General features: G+C 44.7%; 23 protein-coding genes. 14 read left to right on the top strand and 9 right to left on the bottom strand.

Annotation, left to right across the window (positions count from 1 at the left end; all coding sequences use genetic code 11):
- Window positions 1-5 precede the first annotated feature (5 nt).
- Complete coding sequence (locus tag JGK39_RS16025; RefSeq protein ID WP_293296834.1) at window positions 6-1403, top strand: reverse transcriptase family protein; 1398 nt, start codon at window positions 6-8, stop codon at window positions 1401-1403.
- 209 nt (window positions 1404-1612) lie between these two features.
- Here the strand turns inward: JGK39_RS16025 and JGK39_RS16020 are convergent, their stop codons facing one another.
- From JGK39_RS16020 to JGK39_RS16010, 3 genes are read right to left on the bottom strand one after another with little or no spacing between them, the layout of a single operon-like run.
- Window positions 1613-1864, bottom strand: coding sequence for a hypothetical protein (locus tag JGK39_RS16020; RefSeq protein ID WP_293296832.1), 252 nt, complete (start codon window positions 1862-1864; stop codon window positions 1613-1615).
- A gap of 12 nt (window positions 1865-1876) precedes the next feature.
- Window positions 1877-2542, bottom strand: coding sequence for a polysaccharide deacetylase family protein (locus tag JGK39_RS16015; protein WP_293296830.1), 666 nt, complete (start codon window positions 2540-2542; stop codon window positions 1877-1879).
- A 7-nt stretch (window positions 2543-2549) separates the two neighbouring features.
- Window positions 2550-2747 carry a hypothetical protein gene (locus JGK39_RS16010; RefSeq protein ID WP_293296828.1) on the bottom strand — a complete coding sequence of 66 codons (198 nt, stop codon included), beginning with the start codon at window positions 2745-2747 and terminating at the stop codon, window positions 2550-2552.
- Between the two features lie 66 nt (window positions 2748-2813).
- Between JGK39_RS16010 and JGK39_RS16005 the strand changes: the two genes are divergently transcribed.
- The gene (locus tag JGK39_RS16005) at window positions 2814-3242 is read left to right on the top strand and encodes a DUF1824 family protein (RefSeq protein ID WP_293296826.1); all 429 of its coding nucleotides are present in this window, start codon (window positions 2814-2816) and stop codon (window positions 3240-3242) included.
- Between the two features lie 269 nt (window positions 3243-3511).
- Here the strand turns inward: JGK39_RS16005 and glgA are convergent, their stop codons facing one another.
- Window positions 3512-4939 (bottom strand): glycogen synthase GlgA, encoded by a 1428-nt coding sequence (gene glgA, locus JGK39_RS16000; protein WP_293296824.1) that lies wholly within the window; start codon window positions 4937-4939, stop codon window positions 3512-3514.
- 572 nt (window positions 4940-5511) lie between these two features.
- Here glgA and JGK39_RS15995 point away from each other — a divergent pair.
- A complete protein-coding gene (locus JGK39_RS15995; protein WP_293296822.1) occupies window positions 5512-5829 on the top strand; it encodes a hypothetical protein in 318 nt (105 codons plus the stop codon).
- Window positions 5830-6038: 209 nt separating this feature from the next.
- Here JGK39_RS15995 and JGK39_RS15990 read toward each other — a convergent pair whose 3' ends face one another.
- Window positions 6039-6209 carry a hypothetical protein gene (locus tag JGK39_RS15990; protein ID WP_293296820.1) on the bottom strand — a complete coding sequence of 57 codons (171 nt, stop codon included), beginning with the start codon at window positions 6207-6209 and terminating at the stop codon, window positions 6039-6041.
- A gap of 57 nt (window positions 6210-6266) precedes the next feature.
- On the opposite strand from JGK39_RS15990, the gene JGK39_RS15985 reads away from it, so the two are divergent.
- From JGK39_RS15985 to JGK39_RS15945, 9 genes are all read left to right on the top strand, one after another.
- A complete protein-coding gene (locus JGK39_RS15985) occupies window positions 6267-6890 on the top strand; it encodes a COP23 domain-containing protein (protein ID WP_293296818.1) in 624 nt (207 codons plus the stop codon).
- 4 nt (window positions 6891-6894) lie between these two features.
- Window positions 6895-7689: a serine protease gene (locus JGK39_RS15980; RefSeq protein WP_293296816.1), complete on the top strand. Its 795-nt coding sequence runs from the start codon at window positions 6895-6897 to the stop codon at window positions 7687-7689.
- A gap of 203 nt (window positions 7690-7892) precedes the next feature.
- Window positions 7893-8789, top strand: coding sequence for a serine protease (locus JGK39_RS15975; RefSeq protein WP_293296815.1), 897 nt, complete (start codon window positions 7893-7895; stop codon window positions 8787-8789).
- Between the two features lie 105 nt (window positions 8790-8894).
- Window positions 8895-9491: a hypothetical protein gene (locus JGK39_RS15970; RefSeq protein ID WP_293296812.1), complete on the top strand. Its 597-nt coding sequence runs from the start codon at window positions 8895-8897 to the stop codon at window positions 9489-9491.
- A 5-nt stretch (window positions 9492-9496) separates the two neighbouring features.
- Complete coding sequence (locus tag JGK39_RS15965; RefSeq protein ID WP_293308629.1) at window positions 9497-10036, top strand: L,D-transpeptidase; 540 nt, start codon at window positions 9497-9499, stop codon at window positions 10034-10036.
- Between the two features lie 27 nt (window positions 10037-10063).
- A complete protein-coding gene (locus JGK39_RS15960; RefSeq protein ID WP_293296809.1) occupies window positions 10064-12424 on the top strand; it encodes a VWD domain-containing protein in 2361 nt (786 codons plus the stop codon).
- Window positions 12425-12550: 126 nt separating this feature from the next.
- Entirely contained in the window at window positions 12551-12880 is a 330-nt protein-coding gene (locus JGK39_RS15955) for a DUF6883 domain-containing protein (RefSeq protein WP_293296807.1), read from the top strand.
- Between the two features lies 1 nt (window position 12881).
- Window positions 12882-13124, top strand: a complete 243-nt coding sequence (locus JGK39_RS15950) for a DUF4926 domain-containing protein (RefSeq protein ID WP_293296805.1) — start codon at window positions 12882-12884, stop codon at window positions 13122-13124.
- Window positions 13125-13186: 62 nt separating this feature from the next.
- On the top strand, window positions 13187-13333 hold the full coding sequence (locus tag JGK39_RS15945) for a hypothetical protein (RefSeq protein ID WP_293296804.1): 147 nt from the start codon (window positions 13187-13189) through the stop codon (window positions 13331-13333).
- An 84-nt stretch (window positions 13334-13417) separates the two neighbouring features.
- Here the strand turns inward: JGK39_RS15945 and JGK39_RS15940 are convergent, their stop codons facing one another.
- Together JGK39_RS15940 and hemC are read right to left on the bottom strand one after the other, a co-directional pair.
- Window positions 13418-14248: a S1C family serine protease gene (locus JGK39_RS15940; protein ID WP_293216977.1), complete on the bottom strand. Its 831-nt coding sequence runs from the start codon at window positions 14246-14248 to the stop codon at window positions 13418-13420.
- A gap of 492 nt (window positions 14249-14740) precedes the next feature.
- The gene (gene hemC, locus JGK39_RS15935; protein ID WP_293246715.1) at window positions 14741-15712 is read right to left on the bottom strand and encodes a hydroxymethylbilane synthase; all 972 of its coding nucleotides are present in this window, start codon (window positions 15710-15712) and stop codon (window positions 14741-14743) included.
- Between the two features lie 221 nt (window positions 15713-15933).
- Between hemC and JGK39_RS15930 the strand changes: the two genes are divergently transcribed.
- Entirely contained in the window at window positions 15934-16077 is a 144-nt protein-coding gene (locus JGK39_RS15930; RefSeq protein WP_293296802.1) for a hypothetical protein, read from the top strand.
- 221 nt (window positions 16078-16298) lie between these two features.
- On the opposite strand, the gene JGK39_RS15925 is transcribed toward JGK39_RS15930, so the two are convergent.
- Together JGK39_RS15925 and JGK39_RS15920 are read right to left on the bottom strand one after the other, a co-directional pair.
- Window positions 16299-17303: a hypothetical protein gene (locus JGK39_RS15925; protein WP_293246610.1), complete on the bottom strand. Its 1005-nt coding sequence runs from the start codon at window positions 17301-17303 to the stop codon at window positions 16299-16301.
- A gap of 158 nt (window positions 17304-17461) precedes the next feature.
- Window positions 17462-18022, bottom strand: a complete 561-nt coding sequence (locus tag JGK39_RS15920; RefSeq protein ID WP_293246613.1) for a hypothetical protein — start codon at window positions 18020-18022, stop codon at window positions 17462-17464.
- 192 nt (window positions 18023-18214) lie between these two features.
- Here JGK39_RS15920 and JGK39_RS15915 point away from each other — a divergent pair, with 192 nt between their 5' ends.
- Window positions 18215-19300 (top strand): T4 RnlA family RNA ligase, encoded by a 1086-nt coding sequence (locus JGK39_RS15915; protein ID WP_293246616.1) that lies wholly within the window; start codon window positions 18215-18217, stop codon window positions 19298-19300.
- Window positions 19301-19482 lie beyond the last annotated feature (182 nt).

Raw genomic sequence — 19482 nt, 5'->3', positions numbered from 1 at the left:
TCGATATGACTGACCAGCCGCGCACTCGCCAAGAATTGTACGATCGCATTCGTTCTACCAGCAAACAAGAATTCATTCTCGAAGAAATGATCCGCCTCGGTTTCTGGCCCGCACAAGGCGAAATTCCCCAAGATCCGGCCGACGAAATTCGCCGGATCGGGGAAATTCGGCGAGAACTCGACGAACTGCGGCGGGAAAGTTCGCGGCTGCAAAACGAGCAAGCACTCCGCAAGGAAATGCTGAAACAGCGGCTTGCTGAATCGCGCCGCAAACAGCAGGAAACTAAGGAACGCCGGGAAAGAGAAAGGCAAGAACGCGCCGAAAATTGGCAGCAAAAAAAACAGCAAGAAATTGGCTATCTCGGCGACGGTGTATCGGGGGGACTTAATAACACCAACTGCAACGAAGAACGCCTGCAAAGCTATCAGTTGCCGCTTTGCAATACAGCAGCAGAAATAGCGGCGGCGATGGACATCAGCATCGGACAGTTGCGGTTTCTCGTTTTTTCCCGCAAAACCTCCCATGTTTCCCACTACATCCGGTTTAAAATACCTAAAAAAACTGGGGGAGAAAGACACATTTCCGCGCCGATGCCCCGCCTCAAAAAAGCACAGCACTGGATACTTGCCAACATTCTCGAAAAACTCGAATTGCACGGCGCCGCCCACGGTTTTCGATCGCACCATTCAATTGTCACAAACGCTCAACCTCATGTAGGTGCGGAAGTTATTATCAACTTCGACCTAAAAGACTTTTTCCCCTCAATTTCTTACAAGCGAGTTAAGGGGCTTTTTCAATCTTTTGGTTATTCTGAAGCTGCGGCCACAATTTTCGGATTGCTGTGTACGGAACCGGAGATTGAAGAATTGGAATTAGACGGCAAAACCTACTTTGTCGCAGTTACAGAACGCCATTTGCCCCAAGGTTCTCCCGCAAGTCCAGCTATTACGAATTTGCTGTGCCGCTGCCTAGATAAGCGCTTAACTCAAATGGCTGAGGAATTGGGATTTGTTTACACTCGCTACGCCGATGATTTAACATTTTCGGCATCGGGAGACTGCTTGCAAAACATTTGTAACGTACTCAGGCGCACGGAGGCGATCGTCGCCCATGAAGGATTTATAATTAATCAAGAAAAAACTCGAATCTTGCGGAAAAATCGGCAACAAGAAGTTACGGGAATTGTTGTTAACGAACAACTCAGTATTTCTAAGAAAGTGTTAAAACGCTTCCGCGCTGCTTTATTTCAAATCGAGAAAGACGGGCCGGAGGGGAAGCGGTGGGGGGATTCGGCTGATGTTTTAGCATCCATTCAAGGTTTTGCTAACTTTGTAGCAATGGTAAATCCTGAGAAAGGTGCAGAATTTATCGAACAGGTTAAAATAATTAACAATAAATGGTAATATTGGTCTGCTAAAGTTTGTAGTGAAGACTTCAGTCATCTCTCTCGCTGTCCAAGATTCAGAAACCTGTTTTTTTACGAAATACTGCATCAACACCTTTAATCCAGGTAAAAAAAAACCGGTAATTAAGGTGTTGATTCCCGGCTCCTATCTATAGTGAATAAGGACTAAAGTCCTTACTACAAACAAGTTTTATTTTGTGCCTAAAGCTAGTCTTTTTTTCTCAGAGTAGAAGCTCTTTTCGCTATCCGAATTAAAGCTCTCGGCGAGGTATTTTTATCGACAGTGATGCGAGAGATTCGGTAGTTATTTTCCAGTCGGTTGACTCTAAATAAACGATCGTTGTACAAAAATCCTGTTAAATGATATTTAGGCAAAATCTGTTCTACTTCCCAGTCTGATGCGCCGTAGGGATAGGCGATGTGAGCGCCGATCACTTTATTTTTGTCTAAATCTCCCATACATTTTCTCAACTATAACTTAGATTTAGCAATTTCAAATTCTAATTCTTGTCCGTTAATTTGAGTTAAGTTCTTGTGAGTAAAGCCGTGAGACTGAACATCATAAAAACCTTTTTTGTATCCGTCTCTTAAATCATTGCAAGTAGTGTGCGGTAAAAAATCTCTACCCATGTCAACGCCTAAAAAGTGCGGGTTGACAAATAACACAAATTTGCCTTTTTTGTTGTGAGCCAGTGCCAGTTTTTCTAAAACTGGAAGTGCATTTTCATGAACCCCTTTATACCCGTCGTCAAAGGCGATCATTATCGGTTTTTGACCAATTTTTTGAGCTGGTATTGGCTGTGACTTTTCGATAAAGTATACGTACAAGTCTTGAGATGATAACAACCAATAGTTTTCTTTAATTAGATATTCTAAAAATACTGACAAATCTTGTTTGGTGTAGTCAATGGAAAAAGCAAGCCGTTGCGGTGGCAATTCTGCGGGATTTTGAGTATCTACAATATCGTGAAAGCCGATTATAGGGATTCTGATGAAATTAGATTCTACTGTCCAGCCAGAAATACCTATAGCGATCGCAAATATCAGCAATAAGTAAATCCATTTGGCTTTGTGTAGCAGCCTTAAAAGAAAAATCTTCAGGAATTTTATGTTTTCTAGCAATTGCTCGAATCTCATACTTTCTTTACCAATTTGCGTGCTTTTCACCTCTACCATTAATAGCGGCAAATTCAGCTAACTTGACATTTTTTTTGATATTTCTTTGGAATCTCGGTAGAGTCTGCGGTGCAGTAGACCGATCGCCCAAAATGATTCCGACATCCCACAATGCGCTATAATCGGGGCTGGCGCGAGTGTTACGGCCGTCGATCGAGGGTTGCAATGGCAGAAAATCCGTTGGCGGGTACCCGAAGGTCGATCGTACTTTTGGGAAATATCAGAGCAATTCATGTCTACTCAAAACCAGACTACCCTAACTGTTGAAGCAGCACAGCAAATCCTCAAGGATTTTACTTGTCTGGATATGCAATCTGTAGCGTCGCCGCTGGAAAAACAGGCGCTGCGCGAAGCGATTTTGCTGGTAGCAAGTTTGTCGGATTACCAAATGCTGGGAGTGTGCGCTGCTTCGACGGATGAGGGTTTTTTCGCTTTAGAAAGTTATTTGAAGGCTTTGGGATATCAAGCTGTTTTAGATCGAAATGCTGTCTCGACCTTTGCTGGTTCTGTTTATATTAAGTTTAATACTTTGAAGGGTTCCTATTATGTTGATGGCTATCCTGGAACTTATCGGGGAGTTTTAGTGTCGTGTCAATCGGCTGAGGAAGGTGGAGTTAGCGGGACTTACGGTCATTTACCTTTGGATTTGTTTGTTGATTAATTGAGGAGAAGTTCGGCAACGGATTCTGTAACGGATTTAACGGATGAATTTTTAGGTTCGAGGTGCGAATTTATATGATGTCATTGCGAGATGGTAAGAAAGTAGGGTGCGCACTGCGCACCTTACCGCTACTGATGGTAAGAAAGTAGGGTGCGCACTGCGCACCTTACCGCTACTGATGGTAAGAAAGTAGGGTGCGCACTGCGCACCTTACCGCTACAAATAGTGTTGCAAAGCCAATTTTTGGATAGTACCGTAGCAATTACCAATTAACCCTTGCCAACGCTCAATTCTGGTTCCGGTTCCGGTGCTATTTCGTCTGGTGAGATTCCCAAAATATCGCTGTACAAGTTGATGTATTTCTTGGCAGAAATATCCCAGCCAAAATCTTCTTTCATGCCGCGCTTTTGCAGTTCTTTCCACTTATCTTTGTAGCGGAAGCCTTCCCATGTTCGGATCATGCAGGTGAACAAGTCGAGGGGCTCGTAGCGATCGAAGCAGTAACCTGTGCCAGTATCATTAATCGGGTCGTTGTGAGATACTGTATCGACTAAACCGCCGGTGCGGCGCACCATTGGAACGCAGCCGTAGCGGAGGGCGAGCATTTGGCTGATGCCGCAGGGCTCGAAACGGCTGGGCATCAGGAAGGTGTCGCAGCCTGCGTAAATGCGCCGGGAGAGGGCGTCGTTGTAGAGTAATTGGGTGGACATCCGACCGGGATAGCGGGCTGTCATTTGCCAGAGTTGGGTTTCGTAGTAGCGATCGCCCGTTCCGAGTACAATAAACTGAGCGTCGGTATAGGCCATGAAGCGATCGAGCATTTGAATGATCAAATCCAATCCCTTCTGTTCTACTAGCCGCGTCACCATGCCGATTAACAGGGCATTTTTATTCACTTCCAAACCGACTTCTTCTTGCAGCGCAATTTTGTTAACTGGGCGCTTGTCAATAGTATCAACACTGAATTGTTGGTGGAGGTACTTGTCAGTTTCTGGGTTGTAAGATTCTGTATCAATTCCGTTCAAAATACCTGATACTTTGCCGCCGAGGAAAGATAGCAAACCTTCCAAAGTTTCCCCATAGGCTGGGGTTTTGATTTGTTCGGCGTAGGTGGGCGAAACTGTATTTACGCGATCGGCAAACTGTACAGCCGCAGCCATTGTATTGTGACCTTGCATATACCAAGGGCACCAAGTCATCTGATCCAAACGCCAGCGCCACGGCCCTTGATAAGCTAAATTGTGAATAGTAAAAACTGTGCTGATATCGGGGTCTTGCTTCATCCAAACAGGTATCATCCCCGTATGCCAGTCGTGACAGTGCATAATTTGTGGTTTCCAGTGATTCCAGGCAAATTCAGCGGCAGCATTGGCAAAGAAAGTGAACCGCCAATCTTCATCTACGCCGCCGTAAACCCGGCGTGGTAAGAAAGATGGATGTTGCAATAAGTATAAAGGTACATCGGTTCCCGGCAAAAGAGTTTCAAAGACGGAGAAGCTTTGGAACATGGCCGCCCCATTCCAAACAGGTTTTTTGGGAACGTCCATTTTGTCGGGGACGAAGCCGTAGTAGGGCATGAAGATGCGGACATCGTGACCCATGCGGCGCAGAAATTTAGGCAAAGCGCCGACGACATCGCCCATACCGCCCACTTTGGCTAGGGGTGCTGCTTCGGCGGATACAAATAAAATTCGCATTATTTTTTTGTGTTCCTTGGGATAGTTAGGCTAGATCAAGTTTAAATGGCGAGGGACACAATGTTAACGTGCCGTCCAAAAAACAAGTATAAATCTCTATTGTCGATGGTTAAGCAATTTTTTTAGTGCTCGGTTCAAGCATTTAGTAGAGGCTGTGAAGGAAATCTCAAATTTCTTGTCTCAAATCTCTAGTCTCAAATCGACCTTAGAGGTAGGAAGTATGGAGTTTCTGGTAGATAAGATATGTTTTGATAATTCCGATACAAATACTGGGAATTGCTAATGGCGGACGTACTGATTGCGATCGCACGTATTGTACCTGACTATGTATGAATGGCGCTGGGGGCGATGCTGTAAATTATTGTTGCAAAACTTGCCAATATGCTTCAACAGTTGACAGTTGACAGTTTGAGAGCGACCTCTACCTAGAAGGAAGAGGATTGGGGTAATGAATAGTCTGATTTTAATTTCTCCCGCTCCGACGGGCGGGCTTTCAACCAATTCTTTCTGGTAAAAACAGAAGGCTTTTTCCTAAATACCTATAGAGGCTGAAATTTGGGGAGGAAAAAGCTATGGGGTTTGTGTCAAAGGATGCTGCGGGCGATCGGGCTGACAAAGCAGGCGGCAGCAATAGTAAACCCAAGTCAAATCAGAAGGTGGAAACAGATATGTCATCAGGGCGAGAAAGTAGGGAGAATCCGATTGATCGGGTTTTTGATAAAATCGAGGACATTCTGTCGGAAACTTGGGAAGAAACAGGGTTTGGAAAGGTGACTATTGAGAGTGAGAGGGAGAAGAAAAATTTGATTCGGGTAACTGTTAAGGGTTCGACTCATTATCGGTACTTGATTGCGGATGAAGATGTTGAGGAGTGGAAGTCGAGAACGTAAAGTGCGATCATCGATCGGGCTATTGGGCTAATCCGTCAGGTTAAACACGCTAACAGCTAGATTTTACGCGATATCTGTAACGACGCGGCATTGCTGTGTCCTTACCGGGATCTGCTAAATAAATGGGGTTTTTCAACCGAGGGCGATCGCTAATAAAAATTTTGCATTGAGGTATTGATCGATAGAAGAGAATGATGTAAAATATCATTTTACGGTTTTTCAACCCTAAAAGTGCATCTGGGCTGTACGGCTGTGAGGGCTGACAGCATTAAAGTTTGAATCAACTGAATATAGGTGACATAAAACCTAGTCTGTGACGGATGTGAGTTTCGCGGGGCTGGGGAAATGGCAAGGGCGATCGGTGCGATCGCATTTGTCACTTTTCAGGCTTGTTGTGTATTGGCAAATAATTAGTTTTTTGAGAGAAGTTAATAATCATGAGCAAATGGCAATCAATGACTGCTTTGACAGTAGGGGCGATCGCGATCGCCCTCAGCAGCGTATCTTTAAGCGCTAAACCCGCTCAAAGTCAACCGGCACCGGGACAGCGCGGTTTTTGGTGCGACAATTCAAGCGGTGTGCCGATCACGATGTATCAAAACGCACAGGGAAATCGAGAACCTTGGATTCGGTGGGTTTCTAATGATTTCTCCGGTGCTGGCTACGATCCTGCGACTCGTTGTCGCGAGGTGAGCAGTCGCCTGGAAACTTTCCGCAGTAACAAAGAGCTTAAGTTCATCACTGTAGGGCTAATGAACGGACAGCGAGTGGTTTGCACTGCCAGCCAAGTAAATGGCCGCTGCCAAGGATTGATATTTACACTGAAACCGAATCAAGATGCAGTGAAAACACTGAATAATCTTTTGTCTTGGCGGGAGGGACAAGCGGGTGCGCCTTCTCTGTCTGAAAGCAAGGACAGTATTCCGTTCATTGATGTCAGCGGCAGGTTGGGGGACGAGGGAAGTACGATCGCGCCCGTAGCTGCGCCAAAACCCGCATCAGGGCAACCGCGAGTAGCCCCCGCCCAACCGAGCACTGGTGCCGGATCGCGGGAGCTTTAAGGTGATGAATTTGCGAAGACTGGGACTGACGGGAGTTTGTGCGGTTGTGCTGAGTATTTTTCCAGCTAGTTGCAGCGTTATAGCCCAACCAGTTAGCGCAAATTCTCCCGTTACTGATGCTCAAAGTGCCGGTGTTGAAAGGTTGGCAAAGTTAACGGCGGTACGTATTTTAACGCCTGATGCTTCGGGTTCCGGGGCGATCGTCCAGCGGCAGGGTCAAGTCTACACGGTGCTGACAAATTGGCACGTTGTCGGTTTCAGCCAGCAGCATACCGCGATCGCCCCCGACGGTGAGCGGTATCGGCTGCTGGGTGCTCCGAGACAGTTGGGAAATGCGGATTTGGCGATCGTTCAATTTCGCAGTTCCACAATCTATCAAGTCGCCCAAATTAGCACCGATTTACTAACAGTAGGAGAACCCGTATTTGCCGCCGGATTTCCGATGTATCGGGGCCGCAGTTTAACTACTACTTTCGAGCAAGGAATTCGGGCATTTAAATTTACCCAAGGTGCTGTATCGGTCCTGCCGCCAAAATCCCTAGCTCAAGGATATCGTTTGGGATACACAAATGATATTGCAGTGGGGATGAGCGGCGGGCCAATTTTTAACGATCGGGGGCTTTTAATTGGGATTAATGGTCGGATGAAGAACGGCGATCCTGATTTTGGAATTTATGCCTTTGAGGATGGAACTGAACCATCGGGAGCAATGTTGGAAGTCATGGTTAATTCTAGTTGGGGAATTCCGATTAGTACCTATTTGCGTTATGCGCGAGTTTCTCAAAGCTCCTCTTATTAAGGGGTTGATTCATTCTCGCAAAGCTATAGAAAGGTATAGTCCGACAGCTCGAAAACCGACAGCCCGACAGTCCGCCAGGGGTTTAAACCCCTGGCGGGTTGTGGAAGAATGAATCAGCCATCAAAAAAATGGCGCTGACAAAGATTAACAGTTTTAGAGCAAGTTATTTGACATTTTGTTTCAGATTATCAACGGAGTTATTTATGAATTTCGGAGTTTCTCGGTTTAATTATGTTCCCGCCATTGTAGCAGGAACCGCAACAGTAGCAACAATTATGATTAGCCAGCCCGTCCTGGCAAAAACTGCCAAAGAAGTCGCTCAAATAGCAGTACCAACTACAGTGCAAATCAATAATGTTCTGAGTCCGGGGGATAGCGGTTCGGGAGTAATTATTGCTAAAAAAGGTAAGACTTATACAGTGCTAACAGCATATCATGTCGTGAAAAACCCCAATACTGAATTTATGATTCGGACTTCTAAGGAAAAAGAGCATAAAGTGACGGATGTCAAGGGTTTTCGGAATAATGAGAGCGGGCCGGATTTAGCAGTTGTGATCTTTGAAAGTAACGAAGAATATTCCGTTGCACCGATTAGCAATTCCGATGAAGCAACGATTGGATCTGGGGTTTATATTTCGGGATATCCTTTACCGGCTGGCGGTGGAACAGAACGAGAATATGCGTTTACGAACGGACAAGTTATCAATACCCGATCGAGTAACGATCAAGGATATACGATGCGTTATGACGCGGTGACGCGGCGGGGAATGAGCGGCGGACCGGTGTTTGATGTTAGCGGGCGAGTGATTGGAATTCACGGACAAGGGGATACGGTTGGTACGGTAAGAAATGAGGCGGGGGAAAGGCAAGAAGAGTTGAAAACTGGGTTTAATTCGGCGATTCCGATTAATACTTTTGTGGGGATGATGTCGCAGGTGGGGATGGAAAAATCTGCTTTTAAAATAGATGAGAAGCCACCAGCTAATGTCGATGCGGAAAAGGTAGAACCTGGGGAAGCTAAGGGTTGGTTTTCAGATTTTGGTAAAAATATTGTTAAAGATGTGATTCAACGGGGTATTCGGAGGATTTTGCCGTTTTAGGGCGTGAGGACGATCGCTTTTATTGAGAGCGATCGCACTTCTGATTTACTTGAAGGTTCTGGACTTGTTTCGGTAATGTTAACAGCTCAATATGTGAGGTAAGTTATGGGTCTGATTCGATTTCGATTTATTAATTGGGGAATTTTTATTTTTGTTACAGTAGCAAGTACGTTGCCTTTTGCTGGCAACGGACAAGCACCGCCGTATCCTGAAAATCCAGGGCCTAATATTATTCGCCCTGAGTTTGATAATCCCGCTCCAAATTCAAACGCTCCAGCGCGCTCAACATCTAATGCAAGGGTTACTTGTCCTGTGACTGGCAACTGGAAATTTAGTTCAGCTACAGATTTTGGATATAACCCTGAATCGGGATTTTTTTCGGGAGGGCCGCCTTACACTGCAATGGTAAAAATTACTGAGGATGGAGATAACCTGTCAATTTCTAATTTTCATCAAAATGGCAGTGGTTTAGGTAAAGGACAGCGCTTAGGAGAGCAAATTACTAGCAGCATTCCTTTACGATTTGGTAATGGAAAATTAACGGCTGATATTGTCGATCGCGGTTTCAAAATCAAAGGTCAAATTGCCTTTTCGGACGGCAAGCCAGGTCACAGTACAGTGACAATTCCCTTCACAATGGAACGGCAAGCGCCTTGGCCTCGCCTTGCTGCTAATTCTCAATTGATTTGTGGTGGTTGGTAGTGCTGATGTACAAGATGTTTAAGATTTTCACGTCACTCTCTAGTTGGGGAGTTTTGTGGACAGCAGCTACAGGCTTAATTGTTAGCTATCAGCCTATTGTGTTGGCGCAGGTTAGCAATCGCCAGTCTCTTGAATTGCAACCGCCAGTTAATCAGAAAACTCGCCTAGAGGTCAGTCTCAGCCGTCGCCAAGTCACAGTGTACCGGGGTGTAGTTGAAGTTAAGAAATACCCTCTAGGTATTGGTCGTTCTGGATGGGAAACTCCGACGGGAACTTTTAGCGTTGTTCAGATGGTACGCGACCCTATTTGGATGAACCCATTGACGGGTCAAATTGTTCCGGCCGACAATCCGGCTAATCCACTAGGCCGCTACTGGATTGGGTTTTCTGCTGAAGGTCGAATTTGGTATGGCTTTCACAGCACCAACCAGCCACAGACCGTGGGACAGGCTATTTCTCACGGTTGTTTGCGGATGTATAGCCAGGATGCGGAGGAATTATTTTCTCAGGTAAAGCTAGGCACTATAGTAACTATTGTTCAGTAGTCATTTGATTATTTAGTGAGGTAAATCATGCGTCAGATTCGTCTTATTGCTCTGGGTATTGTGAGTTTTTTTGCGGTTTTAATGGGTGGTTTGTTGGCTCCGGGTACGTTTGTCAATCGGGCTTTGTCGGTGGCACTTTGTACGGTTTTTAGTTTTAATTCGACGGTTTGTACGGTGAATTTAGCTCGATCGGGCGATCGGGTGGTGGCGGCGACTCCGCCTGCTGTGGAAAGGAATATTTCGGATTGGTTAGTGCAGCGAGCTCCGGGGGAGTTTGATGATGCACCGAGTGTGCCGTCTAGGAGTAATCCGCAGGCGCCGCCGTTTCCTCAAGATCCGGGGCCGAATCAGCCGGTGCGTCCTGATTTTGATAATCCCAGTATTCCCCAGCCCAATCAAGCGCAATCCAAAAACTACCTTTTTACTGGACTCTGGGCATTTATGATCTACGCCTCTCCCTCTGACAGTAAGCCGTTTTCTTTAAATTTTATACAGGTTAATGACAACGGGAATGAATATGTCTCTTCTCTCTGTCAGAAAGATTGTAATATCAATCAATTTCGAGCTAGTTCAGCTACTCATGTACCCCAAGAAAAATCACTAACAACCGATTATGAAAATCTTAATTTTGAAATATTGCCAAGTACAGATAATCAAGCAATGTGGGGCAAAATTTTAAATAAGGCAACTGGAGAGTCGATTTATTTCACGATGTTTAACCTTATAAAAATAGCTACCAAAAACAATGAAAAACAACAATATACGCAAACAATTAATCAATTTGGACTAGAACTGGCAAACGCAAATTATACGAATAACATCAAGACATATAGGCAACTAGGTGACCAATTAATTAAAGTGCCTAGCCTATCACCAACAAATCAATTTTATTTATTAGCACAGGGGATTCCATTAGTTCGATGGGTTACAAAGACAATAAGCGACGGTCTTAAGGTTTTGGTAACTGATAAGACGGTGCTAACAGACATAACTGAAATAAACACTAAGCAATCTCAGACACCAGCAAATCAAAATCCAAATAAAGTACAAGCCCCACAAGGAGTGGATCAATATACTGAAGGTCATAATCCACACCGAAAAAATCAGCAAGGGCGCGACCCAAGGCAAAATCAAAGAAAAGAAAATCAATCGGGTAATCGAGCGCTGAATGAGGTAGAAGCTCCTCTAAACACACTAGAACAAGGTAGTGGTTGGATTAAAGATATTAACAATAACAGTCCTAAGTGGTTCGCTGCGTTCTTTGCACCTATCTTAGCTGCTCTTTTTGATACTATTTCAAATTCCAAAGCTGATGCAGCAGAAAATCCACCGCAGCCAAATCCACAACCGTCAGAGAGGCAAAATCCTATAGATGATGCTGCTAAAATGGCGGCATTGTCTAGTGGTATTCGTTATGTCAATGCCTCATCTTGGGGCGATCCACACCTCACAACCTTTGATGGACAAAGGTACGATCACCACGCAATCGGCGAATTTGTCCTCACCCGATCGAAAAATCGGCAATTTGAAATTCAGGTACGAGAAGCCCCCTACAAAGCCATTAACACTGCTGCCATTAACACCGCAGCCGCCATCAAAGTCGGTAATACCAGAGTCGCACTTTACGCCGATGGTTTCCCCGATGACCAAACCAGTATTCCCCTCCGTATTGACGGCAAACCAGTTGACTTACAAGGAACACAAAACCTACCCGGAGGCGGTAGCATTACCCGCACAGGTAATTTAGATTGGGTGGTTCAATGGCCTACAGGCAAACAAGCCATGTTTCACATTCGGGGTGAAGGAAAAGGCTCTACAATGCTGGAAATCACCCCGGCTGTAACTGATAGAGATCGCGGTCAACTTGAAGGTTTACTCGGCAACTTCAACGGCAACCCCTCAGACGACTTTATGAGTCGAGATGGTCGTGTTATTGCAGAAAATAAAGAAGCGATGAACATTGCTCGGTCAGTATTAAACAACTTTAATGTCAGTCAGTACGTTCCCATCCAACTAGACAAAGCTACCGAACTATTTTTAGAGTCAATTCACAAGCAATTTGGCGATAGTTGGCGGATTTCCACAAGTGAATCTCTGTTTGATTATCCCCCAGGAAAAAATACAGATAGTTTCACAAATCATGCCTTTCCTAATGGTTTTGTTGTCTTGCGAATGCTGGCTCCTCAAGCTGTACAAATGGCTGAAGAAGCTTGTCGCAAAGCAGAAGTACCGAGCGATCGCCTAGAGGGATGTTTATTTGATGTAGCTGCTACGGGAGACAGTGGATTTGCTAGTATTGCTGCTAACGTCCTTAAAAACGAAGTTAAGCAACGAGTTCAACAAGAAATTCGTAATCGCGTTCCTGTTCCGATTCCTTTACCCTTCTAATTCGCGATCGATCTTTTCATCCGCTTTCAAAAAAAGAGCGATCGCCTTTCTGGATGGGAAGGGCGATCGCTCTTTAAATAAGATATAATTTTAAATCGCTTGTACTAATATTACAAAATTAAGTTAATGAAACTACCTAATAATACCATTATTGCTGAAGCAAAAATAACTCAGTATTTGCTCAAGTTCTTAGTAGAAGATGATAAATCTTTATTTCTTGCACGAGCCAATTACACCCAAGATAACTGGCAACAACTAGAACAAGACTTAAGAGAACAAATTTTGCCTCGGGATGCAACACCAACCGAACAAACGCGCTATGGTAATAAGTATGAAATTCGTGGCACATTAACTGGCCCTAACGGAAGAGGTCTGCCAGTAGTAACTATTTGGATGACTGAGTTTCCCTCGCAAAAAACCAAGTTTATCACCCTATATCCCAATAAGGAGGTATAAAATGAAATTTCCTTTGTTTAAAAGAGTAGCATTACGAGTAGATGTACCCAAGTACAAACTCTGTCGAGGAGATATTGCTACTATTGTTGAGCATCATCCCCACCCCGATGAGGATGGCTACAGTCTTGAAGTTTTTAATGCTTTAGGTGAAACTATAGCTGTAATTACCTTAGCTGAGTCGCAAATTGAACCGTTGATGTCTAATGAGGTTTTGAGTGTCAGAACTTTAAGCGAGGCTGCATAATAAATATCCAATACTCATCGCTAGAAGGACGGCTTTTTTGTGTGGAATGGCGATCGCTGTGAATGTATGGGAGGGCGATCGCTTTTTTGGGAGAAGGGCGATCGCTATGTACGATTAAAGTATTAGATCTTTTAGTTGAAGAATATCAGGGATACGGTAAATCTCTCCCAAAACCTAAGACGATCGCAGAAAACCTACTATTTGCTTGAACCGTCGTTTGAGCCGATCGCCCTTTTCACATCTTTTCACAAAAAGTGCGATCGCCCGAATCACAGATTACCGACAACTAGCGACTATTCCTCATCAGGTTCACCCTCAAAAGTTTCTTCAAATCCAGCCAAGAAGTCATCCAATGCAACGGAGGCGATCGCCAAATTAATAGTATCAGCATCTTCCAATCCCCACGTGTTCACCCCAACAACTTGACCGGCCATATTAATCAACGGGCCGCCCGAATTTCCCGGATTAATCGCCGCATCCGTTTGCAACACCTTCACCTCGGCAATCTCATCCTCATCATCCTCGCCCACCTCATACTCTTCCGGTTCGCGAATTGCACTAATAATACCTTGAGTTACAGTTGCAGCAAACTGTCCCATAGGATTGCCCACAGCAATTACCCGATCGCCCACTTTGACATCAAAAGACAATTCTAGGGGAGGATATTCTTCGGGAGACTCCACTTGTTCCCCTGTTGCCGGATCGATGATAAAACCAGTAATCAACAGCAATGCTAAATCCTCTTCCGCATTACCTGTAAATACCACCTCTGCCATTCTCAACTTTCCGTCGTAAGTTTCCACTAAAACCTGTTCGACTTCATCTTCCTCGTAGAAGTAATCTTCATCGGCAATATCTTCGATAACGTGATAGTTAGTGACAATTACGTCAGGAGATACAAAAAAGCCGCTCCCGGAAGAAATTTCTTCTCCTGTATCCCAATCCATCACGTAAACTGAAACTACGGAAGGCAAGACTTGCTCGACGACATCGGAAAAGTTTCCTGTCTGAGTTTTAAACTCTTTCAATTGCTGCTGCAAAGCTTTCCGATCTGCCTGCATTTTGCGATAAAGTTGCTGAACTTTTGCCAATTCTAGCTTTAATTGAGTTTCCTGAGCGCTCATATTTTGCATTTCCCTGAAATAGGTTGTTGATTTATTGTCGATGTTTGATTGGAGATTTTGGATTGTATATTGACAATGATAGGGCTGATGCAAAGAAACCCAGTTGCTACGAAAAATCCTGGGCTTTACAGCAATTTAATGTGAAGTTGCACATATCCGGATCCCCCTAAATCCCCCTTAAAAAGGGGGACTTTGAATTCTTGCTCCCCCTTTTTAAGGGGGCTGGGGGGATCAGATTCTACGGGGCCTCATAAAAAATTGGTATTACAGCAAGGTATCTATCCATAAACCAGGTTTCTCAACATCCTGCGGAGCATCCTAAATTAGTCAGATATTTGTGAATTTGGCAATTTTATTTAAAATCACCATCTAAAATCTACAATCAGACTGCTATTGTACCTGTCAAAACAAAAGCGAACCGCCAGTTATTTTTATTTTACCAAATGCGATAAATCGCGTCTCAAAGCCGTGAAAAACAGATGCCGATCGCATTTATGAACCGCGTTGAACTTCGACAAAGATTTCCTCTAAAATAACACTCGCTCCCTGGGCGCGCAGGCGGTGAGCGAGGTCTATTCCCAGCATTTCAGCAGTCTCGGCTGCGCCGGAAACAGTATCTTTGACAAATCGCTGGCCGTCGAGACTCGATACCATGCCGGTTAAGGTTAATTGACCGTTTTCTATTTTGGTATTGACGCCGATGGGGACTTGACAGCCACCTTCTAATTCCCGCAGAAATGCGCGTTCGGCATAACATCTTTGGGCGGTTTCCGAGTGTTCGAGAGCTTTAATCACTGCCAGGATTTCTGGATCTCCGGCGCGGCATTCGATGCCTAAAGCACCTTGTCCGACGGCGTGAAGCGAGATTTCAGGATCGATAACTTGGTGGATGCGATCGCCCATTCCCAATCTTTCCAATCCGGCGACTGCTAGAATAATCGCGTCGTAACCGCCATCATCTAATTTAGCGAGTCGAGTATTGAGATTGCCGCGAATATCTTTGAATACAAAATGAGGGAAATGGTGGCGCAGTTGAGCCAGCCGGCGCAGGGAAGAAGTGCCGATTACGGAACCTTCGGGGAGGGTGTCTAGTTGCTTGTCTTTGTGCTTGGAGTGAACTACGAGGGCGTCAGCGGGATTTTCGCGTTCGGTGACGCATCCTAAAATTAAACCTTCGGGCAAATTGGTAGGCAAATCTTTGAGGGAATGCACGGCAAAGTCCGTTTCATTGTTCAGCATTCCCGTTTCTAATTCTTTGGTGAAAAGTCCTTTATCGCCAATTTTAGCGAGGGCGACATCAAGAATTATGTCTCCTTGAGTAGACATGGTGTGGACTTCAAAAGTGTGTTGCGGGAAGCGTTTCTGTAATTCTGCTTGCACCCAGTGGGTTTGAACGAGGGCGAGTTGGCTTTTGCGGGAACCGATGCGGACGGTTCGGGAAGGGGCAGATGTGGTTGGGGACATAAGATCGATCGCAGATAGCTTGAAATGAGCCAGTATATTCACCTGATCTAGCGTACCGCAGGTGGGGACTTTAATTGCTGGTTGGGACAATTCGGGCGATAAAATAGTAATACCAGATATTGACCGGCGGTAGCAGCCAGCTTTGAGGGTGTTTCCAATTTTGCGTTGGCTTGGGTGGCTTGAGCCGATCGGCATTTCGAGCCAAAGGCAGCCGAGGATGTATGATTTTCCTAGAGTTAATGCGGATGAACGCGGTAGAAGCCGGCGGCAGAGTTAGCTCAAAGGTGGCGGGATTTGGAGAGAGAAATATAGACAGGAGGGGAAAAGGGCGATGTAATTGCGATCGAACTTCTGAACCGGGCTAATAGAGTACCATCAAAAGTTAATTTATCAAATTACTAAAGTCATAAAACCATGAAAAATGCTCGTGATGTAGCCCGTTACTTTTTATGTCGTGTCGATCGCGAAACAAATGTAGATTATTAAGGTACGTTTTAAGGTACGTTGTTGCGATGAAAGCGCTCTTTCACATAGACAAGAGCGCTTTCATCGCAACAACGTACCTAATACAAAATCGCAAATAGTATTAACGTTGTCCTGCTTGAAGTGCAGAATTTACTATCTGGACAACATCTGACTGCCGTCCGTTTTTGAGACTTACTCGGTACAAAACTCCCTGCCTTTGCCACTCCACAGAAGCAATGCAATAATTACCGCAAGTCTGGAAATAAGTTCCCTTCATTCCGCCTGCTAATTCAATACTTCTGTAAGTATCTCTCGGCAATTGCGAAGGAGGCGAAATCGGTTCATCTCTTTTCGCTTCAATTGTGCCGAAAGTACAGGCTCCCCCGCGACATCCTTTGCCTAAATACATTCCAACAATGTAACCGTGGGAGCCCGCTTGTACATCAAAATCTAGTTGCTGAGTGTCAGAAAAAGGCAGTATATTGGGGAGGAAAACAGGTACTCGCGTCTTGCCTTTGATTTGTGCAAAGATGTTACTTACAGGAAAACGACTTTTAGCTTGATTGGCACCTGACTTGTTGGGAATCGTGGGAATTTTTTGGACAAAATCTCTCCACTGTAAAACTCTATTTTTAGCAACGTTCAGAGTGGGAATTGAATATTTGGCAACGGCAAGAGAAGGGCGGCCGTCTTTTTGATTGAAGTTGCGGCGAATGACTGTATTTTCGGGTTTGCCTAATCCGTAGGTTGTGGCGGTGAAACGGGCGCTTTCGCAGCTAATTTTGAAGCTTCCCATGTCGATGTTGCCATTGTCGGCTTGGTAAGACCAATTGTAGCCTTCAGAAGTGCGATCGCGATCGCACAAAAAACGCGAAATCTCAAACATCTTGGCAATATGAACATCGTAGAGGCGCAGCTTGCGGCTGTTGGTAGATTGTGCAGTATGGCGATCGGGCACAATAAATTGGATGGATTGCCAGCCATCTTTGGAGGTATAATTAAACCAGCGAATTTCTGTAACAGACACTTCTGGCCTTGCTAACGCCGAGTTGGGTGTCAAAAGTGCGATCGTAAAAGCAGTAACCACACCAGCAAAAATCGCCCAAAATAGTCCTCTTCCCCTCATCCCGATCTCCCTGTAGACATCACAACCATTCTCTCTTGCTTCCCCAGCTTTGGAAAGGGGATGACTTACTCAAATAGTCTTTTGACGCGCTACTTATAGCGCTAAGGTGCGCACTGCGCACCCTACAAATAGAATGTGTGCGTCCAAGACTGCAAAACTTAACGTTTCCCAGCTTGAATCGCAGAATTTGCAATCTTAACTAAATCTGCTTCCGCTCCATTTCTAATGGCTACAGTATACATAAAACCCTGAGTTTTCCACTCAAGATTCGCCGTGCAATAAGCCCCGCAACCGTTGTGAAAATTTCCTTTCACTCCGCCCGCAAGTTGAACAGTTTTTAACGTCTTAGTTACGCCTTCCATTTTAGTAGAAAAGTCACCACCTTTTTGACCTCTAATTTCTCCAAGAGTGCAAGCACCCGTACCTTTGCAATCTGCTGTAAACTCCATAGAAACAGTATAGCTGTCGGGTTTACTTTGGGTTTGATAGTAAAGTTTCTGCGAAACAGGAACCAAGCTGGGGATAAAAATAGGTACTTGCGTTTTACCTTTCAACTTTGGCAAAATTTCACTTATCGGCACAGCAGCATCAGCTCGAGCAACAGGCTTGGTTTCCGCCAAAATCTGCGGCAATGCGCCCGCACCAAAAACTCGCGAGACAGGTACCAAAGCACTCAATACACAAGCAGAAGTTGCCAAAAGTAATAATTTATTCTTCACTATTTTTGTCCTCAATGTCGAAACAGTCTAGTTTTGCACTGAACCGTGTTCACTTAATTTACAACACAACTCCAAAATACAAAAGCCACAACAGGCATTCAGGAAAAAAGCAAGTTTAAATTTTCTTTACAAATGCACGGAAATATACAATTTCCGATAAAATAGAGAAGGCGAGTAATTTAGGAGTCAAACGTGGAACTGCAAGAGTATTTACGCCAGCACGGATTAGAAACTTTGTGCGAAACTTATCATATCAAAGTTACCCGCCACCGCCAATATCCCGATTTAGTCTGTCTGAAATACTCGCAGATAGAATCCCCGCTGGGAGAAAAAATAGTCCAGCAGTGTCGGGGCATTATTTTAGACTCATCCCAAGATTGGCAGATTGTTTCTTATCCCTACGACAAATTTTTCAACTACGGGGAAGGCCACGCCGCTGCAATTGATTGGAGTCATGCAAAAGTTTACGAAAAACTAGACGGTTCTCTGACTGTACTGTATTTTTACCAAGGAGAATGGAGAGTGCAATCTAGCGGCACTCCCGACGCAGCGGGCGAAGTTAACGGTTTTGGATTCAGCTTTGCCGAACTTTTTTGGAAAGTCTGGCAAGAATTGGGCTATCAATTGCCGGAAGAAACAGATCGGTGTTTTATCTTTGAGTTGATGACGCCTTACAATAGAATAGTTGTGCAGCAAAAAAACAATCAAATCGTGCTGCACGGAGTTCGCAACACTCAAACTCTGCTAGAAACAGACCCCAGTATGTGGGCAAATAAATACGGCTGGGAGTTGGTAGCATCCTATCCTTTAACTAGCTGGAAAGAAGTTGTCGAAGCGGCTCAACATTTAGATCCGATGGATTCGGAAGGGTATATTATTTGCGATGCTAATTTCAACCGAGTTAAGGTTAAGTCTCCGCAATATGTGGCGATTTCCCACCTTCGCGAAGGGTTTTCTACGCGCCGCATGATCGAAATTGTTTTGACTAATGAAGGAGAAGAGTTTTTAGCTTATTTTCCTGAATGGATTGACTTGTATCAAAAAGTTAAGGATAAATATGAATTGTTAGTTCAAGAAATCGAGGCGGTTTACCGACAGCACGAACATATTGAAGTACAGAAAGATTTTGCTTTAGCTGTAAAAGATTTGCCGTATTCGGGAATTTTGTTTTCTTTGCGGGCTCGCAGGGTTGCGGGAGTGAAAGAAGCTCTCCGCGATGTTACAATCCATAAGATAGAGGAGTTATTGGGTTTGGATTACATCAATTTAGGTTTGTGAGTCAATTAATTAATACTATACGGCGAAGGTCATTCGCACGCCAAACAAACGATGTCCGCCGGATTGCGACTGAGGAACAAGCGGTAAGGTGCGCAGTGCGCACCCTACAAATTATAGTTTCTATATCTAGCCATTACCGGTAGCGGTAGTAAGGTGCGCAGTGCGCACCCTACAAATTATAG

It is taken from the genome of Microcoleus sp. PH2017_12_PCY_D_A (assembly GCF_020738565.1).
In the GTDB taxonomy this organism is placed as follows: domain Bacteria; phylum Cyanobacteriota; class Cyanobacteriia; order Cyanobacteriales; family Microcoleaceae; genus Microcoleus.
The sequence above is the reverse complement of the archived record's forward strand: the minus strand, read 5'-3'. Positions and strand labels throughout refer to the sequence as shown.

What these genes read in the sequence shown, in the direction of transcription:
- JGK39_RS15970 (WP_293296812.1), top strand. Translation starts at nt 8,895, where the DNA reads ATGGGTCTGATTCGATTTCGATTTATTAATTGGGGAATTTTTATTTTT.
- JGK39_RS16025 (WP_293296834.1), top strand. Translation starts at nt 6, where the DNA reads ATGACTGACCAGCCGCGCACTCGCCAAGAATTGTACGATCGCATTCGT.
- JGK39_RS16020 (WP_293296832.1), bottom strand. Translation starts at nt 1,864, where the DNA reads ATGGGAGATTTAGACAAAAATAAAGTGATCGGCGCTCACATCGCCTAT.
- JGK39_RS15925 (WP_293246610.1), bottom strand. Translation starts at nt 17,303, where the DNA reads ATGAGGGGAAGAGGACTATTTTGGGCGATTTTTGCTGGTGTGGTTACT.
- JGK39_RS15950 (WP_293296805.1), top strand. Translation starts at nt 12,882, where the DNA reads ATGAAATTTCCTTTGTTTAAAAGAGTAGCATTACGAGTAGATGTACCC.
- JGK39_RS15940 (WP_293216977.1), bottom strand. Translation starts at nt 14,248, where the DNA reads ATGAGCGCTCAGGAAACTCAATTAAAGCTAGAATTGGCAAAAGTTCAG.
- glgA (WP_293296824.1), bottom strand. Translation starts at nt 4,939, where the DNA reads ATGCGAATTTTATTTGTATCCGCCGAAGCAGCACCCCTAGCCAAAGTG.
- JGK39_RS15960 (WP_293296809.1), top strand. Translation starts at nt 10,064, where the DNA reads ATGCGTCAGATTCGTCTTATTGCTCTGGGTATTGTGAGTTTTTTTGCG.
- JGK39_RS15975 (WP_293296815.1), top strand. Translation starts at nt 7,893, where the DNA reads ATGAATTTCGGAGTTTCTCGGTTTAATTATGTTCCCGCCATTGTAGCA.
- JGK39_RS15965 (WP_293308629.1), top strand. Translation starts at nt 9,497, where the DNA reads ATGTACAAGATGTTTAAGATTTTCACGTCACTCTCTAGTTGGGGAGTT.
- JGK39_RS15995 (WP_293296822.1), top strand. Translation starts at nt 5,512, where the DNA reads ATGGGGTTTGTGTCAAAGGATGCTGCGGGCGATCGGGCTGACAAAGCA.
- JGK39_RS15985 (WP_293296818.1), top strand. Translation starts at nt 6,267, where the DNA reads ATGAGCAAATGGCAATCAATGACTGCTTTGACAGTAGGGGCGATCGCG.
- JGK39_RS16005 (WP_293296826.1), top strand. Translation starts at nt 2,814, where the DNA reads ATGTCTACTCAAAACCAGACTACCCTAACTGTTGAAGCAGCACAGCAA.
- JGK39_RS15955 (WP_293296807.1), top strand. Translation starts at nt 12,551, where the DNA reads ATGAAACTACCTAATAATACCATTATTGCTGAAGCAAAAATAACTCAG.
- hemC (WP_293246715.1), bottom strand. Translation starts at nt 15,712, where the DNA reads ATGTCCCCAACCACATCTGCCCCTTCCCGAACCGTCCGCATCGGTTCC.
- JGK39_RS15980 (WP_293296816.1), top strand. Translation starts at nt 6,895, where the DNA reads ATGAATTTGCGAAGACTGGGACTGACGGGAGTTTGTGCGGTTGTGCTG.
- JGK39_RS15945 (WP_293296804.1), top strand. Translation starts at nt 13,187, where the DNA reads ATGTATGGGAGGGCGATCGCTTTTTTGGGAGAAGGGCGATCGCTATGT.
- JGK39_RS16015 (WP_293296830.1), bottom strand. Translation starts at nt 2,542, where the DNA reads ATGAGATTCGAGCAATTGCTAGAAAACATAAAATTCCTGAAGATTTTT.
- JGK39_RS15930 (WP_293296802.1), top strand. Translation starts at nt 15,934, where the DNA reads ATGATTTTCCTAGAGTTAATGCGGATGAACGCGGTAGAAGCCGGCGGC.